At 66.1% G+C, this 12695-nt stretch carries 15 protein-coding genes; 3 read left to right on the top strand and 12 right to left on the bottom strand.

All coding sequences use genetic code 11. The annotated features are described in order from the left end of the window. The first annotated feature begins 176 nt into the window (after positions 1-176). Positions 177-1154, top strand: coding sequence for a DUF2336 domain-containing protein (locus EXZ48_RS05860; protein WP_050743546.1), 978 nt, complete (start codon positions 177-179; stop codon positions 1152-1154). A 9-nt stretch (positions 1155-1163) separates the two neighbouring features. Here the strand turns inward: EXZ48_RS05860 and EXZ48_RS35755 are convergent, their stop codons facing one another. From EXZ48_RS35755 to EXZ48_RS05835, 6 genes are all read right to left on the bottom strand, one after another. Next, positions 1164-1295 carry a hypothetical protein gene (locus EXZ48_RS35755; protein WP_023514001.1) on the bottom strand — a complete coding sequence of 44 codons (132 nt, stop codon included), beginning with the start codon at positions 1293-1295 and terminating at the stop codon, positions 1164-1166. Positions 1296-1389: 94 nt separating this feature from the next. Continuing rightward, positions 1390-3042, bottom strand: a complete 1653-nt coding sequence (locus EXZ48_RS05855) for a calcium-binding protein (RefSeq protein WP_130514797.1) — start codon at positions 3040-3042, stop codon at positions 1390-1392. Positions 3043-3235: 193 nt separating this feature from the next. After that, the gene (locus EXZ48_RS05850; protein WP_130515143.1) at positions 3236-3607 is read right to left on the bottom strand and encodes a DUF1491 family protein; all 372 of its coding nucleotides are present in this window, start codon (positions 3605-3607) and stop codon (positions 3236-3238) included. An 85-nt stretch (positions 3608-3692) separates the two neighbouring features. Continuing rightward, complete coding sequence (locus EXZ48_RS05845) at positions 3693-5144, bottom strand: methyl-accepting chemotaxis protein (protein WP_130514795.1); 1452 nt, start codon at positions 5142-5144, stop codon at positions 3693-3695. A gap of 122 nt (positions 5145-5266) precedes the next feature. Then, complete coding sequence (locus EXZ48_RS05840) at positions 5267-5992, bottom strand: peptidoglycan-binding domain-containing protein (RefSeq protein WP_130514793.1); 726 nt, start codon at positions 5990-5992, stop codon at positions 5267-5269. Next, positions 5964-7493: a HAMP domain-containing sensor histidine kinase gene (locus EXZ48_RS05835; protein WP_130514791.1), complete on the bottom strand. Its 1530-nt coding sequence runs from the start codon at positions 7491-7493 to the stop codon at positions 5964-5966. The genes EXZ48_RS05840 and EXZ48_RS05835 overlap by 29 nt, the downstream gene beginning before the upstream one ends. Before the next feature lie 512 nt (positions 7494-8005). On the opposite strand from EXZ48_RS05835, the gene EXZ48_RS05830 reads away from it, so the two are divergent. Together EXZ48_RS05830 and EXZ48_RS05825 are read left to right on the top strand one after the other, a co-directional pair. Continuing rightward, entirely contained in the window at positions 8006-8431 is a 426-nt protein-coding gene (locus EXZ48_RS05830; protein ID WP_024270257.1) for a DUF5330 domain-containing protein, read from the top strand. Between the two features lie 208 nt (positions 8432-8639). Next, positions 8640-9059 (top strand): SufE family protein, encoded by a 420-nt coding sequence (locus EXZ48_RS05825; RefSeq protein WP_023516683.1) that lies wholly within the window; start codon positions 8640-8642, stop codon positions 9057-9059. Positions 9060-9201: 142 nt separating this feature from the next. Here the strand turns inward: EXZ48_RS05825 and EXZ48_RS05820 are convergent, their stop codons facing one another. The 6 genes from EXZ48_RS05820 to EXZ48_RS05795 form a co-directional block, all read right to left on the bottom strand. After that, entirely contained in the window at positions 9202-9996 is a 795-nt protein-coding gene (locus EXZ48_RS05820) for a DUF6456 domain-containing protein (RefSeq protein ID WP_130514789.1), read from the bottom strand. Further along, a complete protein-coding gene (locus EXZ48_RS05815; RefSeq protein ID WP_165909287.1) occupies positions 9989-10417 on the bottom strand; it encodes a helix-turn-helix domain-containing protein in 429 nt (142 codons plus the stop codon). The genes EXZ48_RS05820 and EXZ48_RS05815 overlap by 8 nt, the downstream gene beginning before the upstream one ends. Before the next feature lie 235 nt (positions 10418-10652). Continuing rightward, on the bottom strand, positions 10653-11087 hold the full coding sequence (locus EXZ48_RS05810) for a MucR family transcriptional regulator (RefSeq protein WP_024270260.1): 435 nt from the start codon (positions 11085-11087) through the stop codon (positions 10653-10655). Positions 11088-11500: 413 nt separating this feature from the next. After that, positions 11501-11857 (bottom strand): monovalent cation/H(+) antiporter subunit G, encoded by a 357-nt coding sequence (mnhG, locus tag EXZ48_RS05805; protein WP_023516530.1) that lies wholly within the window; start codon positions 11855-11857, stop codon positions 11501-11503. Continuing rightward, positions 11857-12222, bottom strand: a complete 366-nt coding sequence (locus tag EXZ48_RS05800) for a cation:proton antiporter (protein ID WP_130514787.1) — start codon at positions 12220-12222, stop codon at positions 11857-11859. Before EXZ48_RS05800 ends, mnhG begins: the two co-directional genes overlap by 1 nt. Continuing rightward, positions 12222-12695 (bottom strand): Na+/H+ antiporter subunit E, encoded by a 474-nt coding sequence (locus tag EXZ48_RS05795; protein ID WP_130514785.1) that lies wholly within the window; start codon positions 12693-12695, stop codon positions 12222-12224. The genes EXZ48_RS05800 and EXZ48_RS05795 overlap by 1 nt, the downstream gene beginning before the upstream one ends.

Raw genomic sequence — 12695 nt, 5'->3', positions numbered from 1 at the left:
GCGGGGCCTGTCCCGATGCGGCACGCGGCCGGTCTGCAACCCCGGCGGCACCACCTTGTAAACATTGCGGTTTCCGCGCGAGCAAGGTTAACGCCTTGCTAACGCTTTTCCTCTACTTTTCATGAACGATTGAGAAGCGGCAAGGGGCTGCCGTTCCGGGGAATAACGGGTGTTTCGTGGCGGACAGGTTTCGCGAACTGGAGAGACCGCAGGCGGGGCGGCCGAAGGACATCGTGCTGATGGCCACGGTCTCCAGCTTCGAGAGCCTGCGTTTTCCATCCCGCTCGGACCTGCGCCAGTTCGGTGAACTCTTCGAACCGCTCTACAGCGCCTCCAGCGAGGAAGCCCGCCGGCAATCCGTCGCCGCGCTCTCCCGCTGCCCGCAGGTGCCGGACGAAACCGCCCTCTTCATCGCCACGCAGCCGATCGGCGTCGCCGCCATTTTCCTCATGGGCTCAAAGGCCATCGCCGATCGCACGCTGATGCATGTGCTGCGCGCCGCCAGCCCCGAACATGCCCGCGCCATCGGCCGGCGGGACGACCTTTCCCCCGCCATGGTCGAGGCGCTGGTCGCAAGCCACCAGGATCATGCCAGCCGCAGGGCCGGCGAGGATCGCGAGGCGTCACTGAAGGAAGCGGCAAGGCTGGAGCGGGAAGAACAGATCCGCGAGGAGTTGCGGGCCCTGGTGCGCGCCGCGACGCCAGCGGTCGAAGCACCGCCGACGCTTGAGCCGGCGACGGAGGTCCATCACGCGCTGTTCGTGCGGTTTGCCCGCGCGGGCGAGGCCGGCATGCTGGCCGTCACGCTCGCCGACGCGCTCGGCGCCAGCCAGTGGCTGTCCGAGCGTATCCTTCTCGATGTGTCCGGAAGGCAGCTCGCCGAGACGCTGCTGGCGCTCGACGTGCCGGAGGAAGACAGCCTGTACGTGCTGGCGAAAATCTACCCGCACCTCGCCGAAGGCGGTGCGGCGGCCCTGCTTTCGGCGCTAGACCCGGCCGAGGCGATCGACCGTGTCGAAAGCTGGCAGCGGGCGGACAGCTACACGAATGGCAATGGCCTGCCGAAGGCGGCCAACGGCGGCGACGCGAAGTCGAATGGGCAGGATAACCACGACAGGTCCTCCGAAGCCGCACGGCACCGCGCCGCCGGCTAATTTCCTCTATTAGAAAATCCGGCGCCGCGCCGGTACGCGAATCGTCGCGCCTTCGTTGCGCTCGGCCGAGAGCGCGGCCAGCATGGTGACGACGAACATTCCCGAAATCAGCAGTGCAAGAGCGGGCAGCACGATAAACATGGCGTTTCTCCGAGGGTTCGACACAGGCCATCGCCTGTGTGGCTCCCTTTTCCCACGCGCCGCGCCGCTGCGATGTTCCCGCGGGAACAGGCCCTCAGAACAGGAAGTCGCCCTTGTCGAGCGCGCGCAGCGCAACGTGCTCCAGCGTCAGCATGTCGTTGCCGGCACGGATCACCACGTCGTCGCCGCGCTGAACGGCATGGTTCGTCATCAGGTCGTCAAAGCCGGTGATTTCGGCATGGCCGGAAAAATCCACCCGGTCCGTGCCCGGCGTGAAATCCGCCACCCTGTCACGCCCGGTCCCCTTGGCGAACAGGAAGACATCCTTCCCGCTGCCGCCGATGAGCGTGTCGTTGCCCTTGCCGCCGTCGAGAATGTCGTTGCCGCCGCCACCCGAGAGCGTGTTTGCGCCGCTGTTGCCGATGAGCACATTGGCAAGCCCGTTGCCCGTGCCGCTCATGCCGGCCTTGCCGAGCAGGATGAGCTTTTCGAGATTGGCGCCGAGCGTGTAGCTGATGGTGGACTGCACCGTATCGGTGCCACCGCCCGCCTTCTCGACGAGCTTCAGCCGGGCATCCCCGACGATATAGGTGTCGTTCCCCTTGCCGCCCGCCACCGTGCCGGTCACCTTGCCGCCGCGCGTGTCGAACGTGTCGTTGCCCGCGCCGAGATCCACCGAACCGCGGATCGTACCGTTATTGGTGACGATCTCGCTGCCGCTGCCGCCCTTCAGCGCCAGGCCCTCTGCCTTCAGCGACCCATTGTTGGCGAAGGTGTTGAGCCCCTTGCCGAGGAGGGCGACCGCAATACCCTTCGTCGCCGTGATCGTGCCGTTGTTCGTCACCGTCGCGCTGGCCCCGTCGCTGAAGATGCCGGCTGCGCCCTTCAGCGTGCCGTTGTTCATCACCTGCGCGTGCGCGCCGCCGATATCGACAGCCTCGCCGGCCGTTGCCGTTATCGCCTTGTGATTGGCGAAATTGACCTTTGCCCCGTCGAGCCGGATGCCGCCCTTCACCGCGGAAATCGTACCGTTGTTCGCCACCACCGCATTGGCGCCAGTGATCACCACGCCCTCGTCGGCACGCGAAAGGACCTTGCCGTTGTTGGTGACGACGGCGCCCGCGCCCGACACCGTCAGCCCGTTGCGGTAGGCGTCCAGCGTGCCGCTGTTGGTCACGATCGCCGCGAGGCCGGCGCTGCGAATGCCGTCATCGGCCGTCGACTGGATGAACCCGTAATTGGTGATGATCGCCTTGGCGCCCGAGACCGTGACGGCATCGCCTGCGCTTTTCACGGTGCCGTGGTTGGTGACCAGCGCCTCGCCGCCCGCCACCTTCAGCCCGGTCCCACCGGAGGACAGCACGGAGCCCCGATTGGTGATGCTGGCGCCCGCTCCGCTGAAATGGCCGGCCGCCGCATCGCCTGAAAGCGTGCCCTGGTTGGAAAAGACAAGCCCGCCGCCGCTCGCGGAAAGGCCGGTCAGCGCCGCGGAAAACACCCCGTTCGCCTTGATCGCGACGGTCCCGGCGTCGCTCCCCAGCGTGCCAGCCCCGAGCACGACGGCATGTCCCGCCGTGGAGCGGACCGTTCCGTCGACGACGAGCATGCGTCCGGCGAAAGCCCCGCCCGCATCGACGGCAAGGCCGGCCGTGGTTATGGAAATGCCGGGCGCGACGATCCACTGGCTTTCCGCCTCGCGTGCGACGAGGGTCGATGTCCGATCCTCGAGAATGTCGTATTTGCTCATGTCTTTCCGGCGCCCGTCATCGGCATGGCCACGTCCTGTGGCAGCCCCGCCGCCTGTCGAACGGCGGGATACGTCTCGTTTTCGGGAGGGTTCCAGCGCATGCGAGGGGCCTGCCCGCCGGAACCGCCATACCGCACTTCCTGCAAAAAATCCGTTTCACCCGGATCGGCACGGCCGGTTTCCGCCCGCAGGCTTAACGTCGGAAGAACCCGTCGTCCTTCGGCTCGGCTCCTGCGAATTCGATGAGATCGCCGAGCGCGTCCGCCTCGATCGACACGACCCAGAGATCGCCGTCAAAGCGCCGCTCCCGCGCCAGTGCATCGGCAACGGCCGCCGCCTCGACACGCTCCAGCCGCGCCTCGAAGCGCCGGAGCCCGCTCTCCTCGGCCTCGAAGACACTCTGCGGCGCCGGCCCATACAGGCTCTCCGTCCCGTCGCGGAACACCTGCCGCACAAACACCGCCCCCGCCTCCTCCGCGCCCTTCACCTCGACAGCCGCAAAATCGCCGCGGGCGAAGACGCGGCGCATCAGGGCGGACACGAAGATATCGGAGCGAAGGCGCATGGCCGCGGCATACACGGCACGGCGCGGCGGGGCAATGGCGAAGGCTGGCGAGCCCCGCATCAGGGCCGCCGGGAAAAGCCGCACCTCACACGCGGATCGCCAGCCGCAGCCCGCCCCAGTGGCGGCCGTTGACGGCTATGGGGGCGGAGATGTCCTTCATCAGCACGAACTGGCCGCCGCCCATATCGCGGCGATAGGTCTGCACGAGGAAGGGTTCGGTGCTGCGCCCGGCGGCAAGCCCCACCCGGTCGTTGAAGATCCGGCGATTGCGGCAGTTGGCGGTGTTCCAGGCCGGATCGCCCGGCCGTTGCGCTTCGGAGAATTTTCGGTTGTGCGTCGGCAGGTATCCCTGGTCGTCGATCACCGCGCAGAAGGCGATGCGGCCGTCCGCGGCCACCGCCGGCTCCTGGATATCGGGCAGAACGCGGTCGGTGAAATCGGTGAAGCGCGTCGTCATCTGCACCGGGTCGGTGCCAGGGATCGGCCGGTACTGCCGGTCGAACAGAGCCTCCATGCCCATCTCGCCGCTGCGGATGGCGGCCGAAAAGCGCGCCGAGACCTTGTCGGCCAGTTGCTGCACGAGGCGGATGTAGGGGCTGTCCGGCGTCTCGATCCCCGCGCTCGCCGTCGCCTGGATGATGCGCTCGGAAATCGCCACCACCTCGCCGACCTTGCCGGACGCGCCCTGCAGCGTCCCGTTGGAGCGGATGATCTCGGCCGAGGCCGCACCGATCGAGCGGGCGAAATCGCTGCATTCCCGGTCCACCGCACCCGTCGTCGCGGCAAGCGCCGAGGCGCTGTCGAGGATCTTCGACATGACCTGTTCGACGCCGGCAAAGGAGCCCTGGACCTCGGACGCCGTCACCTTGACGCCCTCGGCGGAAACACGCGCGCCCTCGCCCGCCGCCTCCAGCCGGTCGATGCGGGCGCGCAGTTCCTGCAGCGTCTTCTGGATGGAGGCGGTCGTGCTGGAGGTCTCGAGCGACAGCGCCCGCACCTCCGCCGCCACGACCGCGAAACCCTTGCCCGCCTCACCCGCGCGCGCCGCCTCGATGGCCGCGTTCAGCGCCAGAAGGTTCGTCTGCCGGGCGATGGTGCCGATGGCGTCGGCCAGCCGGCCGACATCGGCAAGCGCGCCGGAAAAGGCCGAGATTTCCGTGCCGATCTCGTTGGAGGCCGTCACCATGTGGTCGATGGCGGCGATCGAGCCGTCGAGCTGCACCGCCTGCTCGCCCAGCACGCGGCGGGCGCTCGCGGCCAGCTGGTCCGTCTCGCCGAGCGAGCGGGCAATGTCGCCATTGGCGCTGGCGATCGCCGTCGCCGACTGGGTCAGCCGGGTGAAGAGTGCCGCGTGCTCGCGCGACTGGGCGGCGGTGTCCTGGATGGAGCCGGCGATATCGACGAGATGCAGGCCGAGGTCCGAGGCTTCGGCGGCCAGCGACCCGACGACCCGCCGCAGCGCAGCCCCATCGGCTGGCGCCGGCCTCTCGTCCTCTTCCCAGATATGCGCAGTCTCACGCAAGGCAGCGTTGGACATGGTTCGACAATCCTCCCGGTGATCGACGGATCATCGGGCAGACATGGTTAACGCATCCTTTAAAAACAACCGGTAGATGTATCAGTCAAGGCATACGACTTTGGTCGCATGCACGACGCGGCTCAGAGCGCGCCGATGTCCTTCAGCTTGGCCAGAACCTGCTCGTTCGGTTCGCCGGTGACCGGCAGGCGGTAGTGCTTTTCGAAGTGGCGGATCGCCGTGCGGGTCTTCTCGCCGATCAGCCCGTCCACGGCGATATCCGTATAGGCGATGTTGCTGAGGCCCTTCTGGATCTTCATCACCAGATCGCTCGGCACAGGCCGCGCGACGGCGGAGGTCACGGCCGGATCGGCTTCTGCCTCGGCCCGCATGATGGCCGCCGCGACCGGGTCCTCCTCGACTTCCGCCTGCGTCTGCGTCCTGGCGGGTTTGCTCTCGATGACCTTGGCCACCTCGTCGAAGGGCCGCTCGGCCGGCGTCACGTCGGTGACCTCGGGCAAGGGTTCACCCTCCTCAGCGCGTTCGATGACGAAGGTCGTCACGTCGTGCGGTTCGGGCTGGGTGGCCGTGAAACCGAGGGAATTGTCGGCAGAGCGCATCTTCAGGAACGGCGCCGGATGCCCGCCCGGCTGGTACCACAGCGCATTGGCGGCGACGAAGGAGAAAACAACGAGGAAGGCGCAGGTGCCGCCCACCACGGTCGGATGGCGCGCGGCAAGGCCGCCGAGCGCCACGAGCCCGGTGATGACGATATTCGGCCGGCGCGGCTCCACGCGTGTGCCGGACCGGCCCTTGCGGGCCTGGCCCTGGGGCCGCCGCTCAGGCTGTCTTCTGACGTGCGCGTTCATCGTTCGTGTCCTTGCCATCTCGCGACGGCTCGTAAACCGTCTCGACTACAGCCGCAAGGCGCGGCGGAAATTCGACGGTGGATGCAGTTCCGGTGCGCGGCTCGCCATCCGGCGCGACGCCCGAGCCGTCCGCCGGCACGCGTACGGTGATGACCGTGCCCTCGCCCGGCCGGCTCTGGATGACGAAGCTGCCGCCATGCAGCGCCACGAGACCCTTGACCAGCGACAGGCCGAGGCCGGTGCCTTCGTATTTGCGGGTATATTCGTTCTGCACCTGCATGAAGGGCTGGCCGATCAGCGCCAGCTTGTCGGCGGGAATGCCAATGCCGGTATCGCTGACGGTCAGGATGAGGTCCCTGCCCTCGCGTGCTGCATCGATGGTGACGATGCCGCCGCGGTCGGTGAACTTGATCGCGTTGCCGACGAGGTTGATGAGCACCTGCTGGATCGCCCGCTGGTCGGCGATGGCCTCGCCGATGGCGCGCGGCACCCGGCTCGTCAGCTTGATGCCCTTCTCGCGCGCCTGGAGGCCGAGCATCTGCTCGCAGGCCCGGACGCTGTCGGCGACGAGGAAGGGCTCGGTGAGGAGCTCGTAGCGGCCCGCCTCGATCTTCGAGACGTCGAGCATCGTGTTGACGACCGACAGGAGATGCGAGCCCGACTGATGGATCAGCGTGACGTATTCGCGCTGCCGGTCGTTCTGCAGCTTGCCGAAATATTCGCCGGCGAGGATGTCGGAAAAGCCGAGGATGGCGTTCAGCGGCGTACGCAGCTCGTGGCTGACGGCCGCAAGGAACCGCGTCTTGGCATCGTTGGCCGATTCGGCTTCGGCGGCCTTGCGGGCGCTCTCGCCGCGCAGCTTCGCCTCGTCGGAAATGTCGCGCGACTGGGCGACGACGACAGCAAGCGTGCCGTCCGCGCCGGCAAGCGCCGTCATTTCCACGCGCATATGGGTGAACTGCTCGGCATCGGCCTCGATGCGCGCGCGGTCGATGCGCACGTCCACCGTTTCGCGCGTGCCGCCCTGGCGCAGACGGTCGATCGCCGCGAGGAAGCCGATCCGGTCGGAGACATGGATCTGGTCGAGATAGCCGCGGCCGGCAGGGTCGCGCATCCAGGCAAGCATGTCGGCGCGGTCGCGGCCGTGCACCGCCGTGACAAAGCCACGCGCATCGTGCAGCGTCACAAGGCCGGCGAAGAGATCATAAGGAGAGGCGGCCGGCGGCGCGGCGGCGGCCAGCTCCTCGGCGAAGGTTTTCTGCAGTGCCGGCTTTTCCTTGAAGGTCGAGGCGGCCGCGGCCGCCAGCAGCGCGCCGGCACCGGCCAGCGCCACACCGGCGGGCAGCGCGGCGGAGGCGGGCATGACGGCGGAGAGGGCAAGCGGCAGGCCGGGAACGGCCGCCAGCAGCGCCAGCGTGGTGGCGCGCAGCGACGCGGACGGACGCTGATCGGCAGAAGGTGCGCCAGCAACGCCAGCAACGGCGCCCAGGCGGGCTGCCATTCTGTCAGCGATGGTGGTCAATTGGCGCAACGCAAAACCCTGCCGTTTATGTTCTTTTGGTGAGCCCAAAATCGCATCGGCGACTTAAGGAAAGAATAAACGACGGGGCCGGAAAGCGGGGCAAAAAGGCCCAAAAGTCCCATTTCGGGGCAATCCAACGGCCATTCGTCCGGCGTGGTTAACGGGGCGTAAGCGCCTCATTTTGCGGCATTTTTCTGTTCATATTAACTTCTGGGGCAAAGGGCGGGAAAGGCCCCTCCCGGCATTCCGGCGCCTTGCTGCCGCGCTGCCCGCCACGATCCTTAACGGCGATCGCTAAAATCTGCCTCAAATGCGTTTAAAGTGCCGGGAAAGGCGAGATAGATCGCATTTTAATCAAAACTGGGCAAAACCCGAATGATTCTTTCAAAGGGGAATTTCCTTCCCGCCCCTATTCTCGCATCAACGGTTCGCCAAGGACCAAACAAGCCGAAGGCCGCAAAGAGCCGAGGCGATAACGAGGATGGCAAGCGATGTGGTTTCTGATCAAGGGAACGTTCTGGTTCTCAATGGTTCTCGTCCTGCTCCCCTTCCTGGACGCGGAATCCTCCGCCAAGCTGGAAAAGGGCCCGACGGTCGAGATCGGCGACACGTTCACCGCCGCCAGCGAAGCGCTGCATTATGTAACGGCGATGTGCCTCGAAAAGCCGGACGTCTGCGAAAAGGGCGCCGAGACCTTCGTCGCCCTCGGCCACCGGGCCCGTGAAGGCGCCCGCATCGCCTATCAGTTCCTCGACACCCAGTTCGCCGAAGAAGGCACCGCCGTCGCCAAGGCCGATCCGGCCGCCGAAGAAGCGCTCGACCAGCCGCTTCCGGCCGTTGCCACGATCGATGCCGACGACGAGGTCATCACCGGCACCGTTGCCATCCCGACCCGCCGCCCCGACCACAAGGGCTGATACCGCCACCCATTTCCCGCATGTCCGGAACAGGCCGCCTTTTCCCGCCCGGACCTCGCGTGACCGTTTTTCTGCCTGCCTCACTCGTTGCCCTGCAACCGCCGTATGGACCCGTTCCCTACGGCGTTTCTTTTTGTCCGCACGCTTTCCGGTTCAAATTCCGGGCCGGCTCGCCTATATGAAGGCAGTCCCCGCATACGGAAGAACCATGGCCACGCTGCAAGAGATCATCGACGACTTCGCCTTCCTCGAGGAGTGGGAGGACCGCTACCGCTATGTGATCGAGCTGGGCAAGGCGCTGCCGGACCTGCCGGAGGAACAGCGCACCGCCGCCAACAAGGTGCAGGGCTGCGCCAGCCAAGTCTGGCTCGTCAGCAAGGCAGATGCGGGCGCCGATCCTATGATGACCTTCGAAGGCGATTCGGACGCCCACATCGTGCGCGGCCTCGTCGCCATCGTGCTCGCCATCTATTCCGGCAAGCGCGCCTCCGAGATCGCCGCGCTCGATGCGATCGACACCTTCAACGCCATCGGCCTCGTCGAGCACCTCTCCTCCCAGCGCGCCAACGGTCTGCGCTCGATGGTGCGGCGCATACGGGAAGAAGCCGCCGTACGGGTGGCGGCCTAGGCCATTTCCGGTGAACTCAGGCTCACCGGAAATGGCCCGGATTCTTGTTTTTACCGCATTATCCGACGCCGAAGCGATTTCGCTTCGGCTGGAAATGCTCTAGGCACCGCGCGGCCCGCCAACACGCCGCGGCGGGCGGCCTTCATCCCGGCAGTTCCGGCCGATAGCCTTGCGCACCCCAGGCATGCGACCGCCGCCCGGCCGGGACCGGCGGGGCATAGTGGCGGGCGAGCGCCATCAGGGCGGCGCGCAGCATGAGTTTGGCGGAGCGGGCGGGCCATTGCCGCTCGCGCTCCACGGTCTCCAGTCCCTTCATGAAGCAACAGACATCGAGCGCGACGCCGGACAGCTCCGGGCCGATCGCCGCAATGGCGCGCGCGACCCGCAGGCGCGCGGCAAGCGCGGTATCGGTGAGCTCGCGCGCCGCGCCCGCCTCGCCTTTCTGGCGGCCCGCGATGCGCGGCTCCCACGCCATGGTCAACCGCGGCTGCAGGCCGCCGCGGGTGAAATCCGCATGCAGCCTTTCCCCGGCGGCAAAGGCCGTCTCCGGCAGGAAGGCCTCGCCCGTCTTCTCCTTCAGCCGTGTCAGGCTCGCAAGCGGCGATTCCAGCCGGTTGGCGAGCGCCCGCTCCCGCATCCCGTCACGCAGCACCGTCACCTCGGTCATGTCGCGGTGCTGTTCGGCAAAGGGTGTTCCGGCCGTGCAGAGCCGGCGCCTGAGATAGGCGCGCGCCTCCGCCGCCGCAAAGGCACAGTCGCCCTCGCGCCGCACCAGCCCGCGGCGCACCGCCTCGGCCAGAAGCGTCGGGGCAAGTCGCTGCCGGCGCCCGTCGGCGGCAAGCGCTTCGTCCTCCGTCACCTTTGCCCCACCGGCCACCAGCAGAAAGCGCAGGAGCCTTGCAAGCGCGGCATCGTCCACCACCGCCCCCTCACCCATGGCTGCCGATCCCCGCCGGGCCGAAGACCGACTGCACGACGCGCTCGACCGCCGAGACGAAGGCATCGAAGGCGGCATCGTCGCGGCGGTCTTCCACCACATTGCAGGCATGGCCGACCGTCGTCCGGTCGCGCCCGAAGGCGGCGCCGATATCGGCCTGGGGCAGCCGCAGCACGACGTGGCAGACATACATGGCGATCTGGCGCACATGGCAGGCGGAGCGCCGGCTGTCCCGCCGCCAGAGCGCCCGGTCGCCCGCCATGGCCATCATTTCCAGGACGAGCTGGCGCACGATGCGGCAGGCGATACCGGCCGGCACGACCGGTGCTGGCGCGTCGGGCACGACGCATTTGATCTCCGGCGCAGGACCGGATGCGGTCTTGAGGGATGCCCGCCGGTGGGGAACGATGAACTGGTGCATGACTGGCCACTCCGTTTATAGGAATTTATTCATACACCCTAGAGGATGACCGGGGATGAATGAAGCACAATCGCGCAACCACTCATTGAATTTCTTTGCAAATTTATGCCTGATGTCCTCACCTAGGCATTTTTTCCTTCACATCTGGTTCCGATGCGTAGCCAGACAGGCCATAAACGCAGAAGGCCGGCCCCTTTCGGGACCGGCCTTCGATTCGCATGGATGGATGCGAGACTTACTTGCCCTTGCGGCGCTGGCCGAGGCCCATTTCCTTGGCGAGGCGCGAACGGGCCTCGGCATAGGCGGGCGCGACCATCGGGTAATCTGCCGGCAGGTCCCACTTCTCGCGGTACTCTTCCGGGGTCATGCCGTAATGCGTCATCAGGTGGCGCTTCAGCGACTTGAACTTCTGGCCGTCCTCCAGGCAGATGATGTAGTCGTTCTGCACGGACTTCTTCACCGGAACCGGCGGCTTCGGCTTTTCGGCGACAACGGGCACTTCCACGGCGGCAGCGGGCTGCGTCGTGTTGTTGAGTGCGGCATGCACGTCGGCGATCAGACCCGGCAGTTCTGCAACCGGAACGACATGGTTGCCGACATAGGCAGCGACGATATCGGCAGTCAGTTCCACAAGCAGATTGGAGCCGGCGCCAAGGGTTGTTTCGGTCATTTCTTTCTCCTGTCGGACAACACGAAGGTCGATGGCCCTATCCACCGGCCTGAACAATGAATTCGGCGTAAAGCGTCTTTGTCGGGCGATCCTGTGGCAGAATAATGCTCGCCGGCGGAAATGCAGACATTTCTGTCGATATAACTTCCACTACAGCGGTCGCCGCGTCACATGCCGGCTCTTTCCGAGACATATACCCCGCGGGCATAAATACGGTCCGAACTCAACTTAAACAGGAAAACCGCATGCAAGCTAAATCAACCCGAATGCTTTACTTCACTTGGAATATCATTCCGCAATTCGTTGTCCAGTATTATTTTAGAGAAATAACATTGGAATCTTTGAGGTGAAATAGAAACCACTAAAAATTGGTGGATAGTACAATTTCTCGGGGTTTGCTTCTCAACCCTTTATCAACGCTTCTTGTTGCCGCGTTCGCGCGCGTCGCGCATCTCGTCAAGCACCGCATGGCGCGAGAAGCGATATCCCGCCTCGTGCGCCGCCCTGGCGATGAGGTGGGCGGCGATCGGCGCGGTCAGCACGAAGAAGATGAAGCCGGCGAGCGCGCGCGTGAAGATCGCCGCGTCGAGGGAATGGATGCCGGCGGCAAAGAGCATCAGGCCGGAGCCGACCGTTCCCGCCTTCGAGGCGGCGTGCATGCGGGTATAGACATCCGGCAGGCGCACGATGCCGAGGGCCGCCAGGAAGGTGAAGATGCCGCCGGCGACCAGCATGACGGCGACGACGATGGAAAGAACGAGATCCAGCATCAGCGCCGCCTCCTTGCCCTGCTTGCCTTGCCCTGCCGCACGCCCTTGCGGGCGGGGCTCTCGCCGCCCGCCGCCGGTTCGTCCGCCTCCATGCCCTGGCGCAGCACGAAGCGCGCGAAGGCCACGGTGGCAAGGAACCCGACGAGGCCAAGCGCGATGGCGATGTCGATATAGAGGTTGAAGCCGGTCTTGATGGCGAGGACGGCGATGAAGCCGATGGCGATGGCCACCAGCATGTCGAGCGCGACGATGCGGTCCGGCAATGTCGGTCCCTTGACGACCCGGTAGGCCGTCAGGAAGAAGGCCGCGCACATCAGGAAGAGCGCGATGGCCGCGGCGGCGGAGATGACGGTTTCGGCGCCCATCAGCGGAAGGCCTCCAGGATCTTCTTCTCAAAACCATCGGCGATGTCCCGCCGGGTGCCGACGGGATCGGAGCAGTCGAGCGCGTGCACATAGAGCACCTTGCGGTCGGCGGAAACGTCGACGGAAAGCGTGCCCGGCGTCAGCGTGATGAGGTTGGCAAGCAGCGTGATCTCGAAATCCCGGTCGACTGTCAGCGGAAAGGCGAAGATGCCGGGTTTCAACGCCATTTTCGGGCTCGCCACCAGCACCGCCACCTTCCAGGCGGCGAGCGCCAGCTCCTTGATGAACAGGAGGACGAGCGACAGCAGCTTGAGCGGCCGGATGCGCCGTCCGTCCGGCTGGATATGATCGCGGATCAGCGCGAGCGACAGCGCACCGGCGACAAGGCCGAGCAGGAGATTGGGAAGGGTGAAGCTGCCGGAGACGGCGAGCCATAACAGCGCCAGGAGGGCGACGGTGAAGGCGGGCCGCAT

The sequence above is a fragment of the Shinella sp. JR1-6 genome (genome assembly GCF_004284735.1).
GTDB lineage: Bacteria > Pseudomonadota > Alphaproteobacteria > Rhizobiales > Rhizobiaceae > Shinella.
The sequence above is the reverse complement of the archived record's forward strand: the minus strand, read 5'-3'. Positions and strand labels throughout refer to the sequence as shown.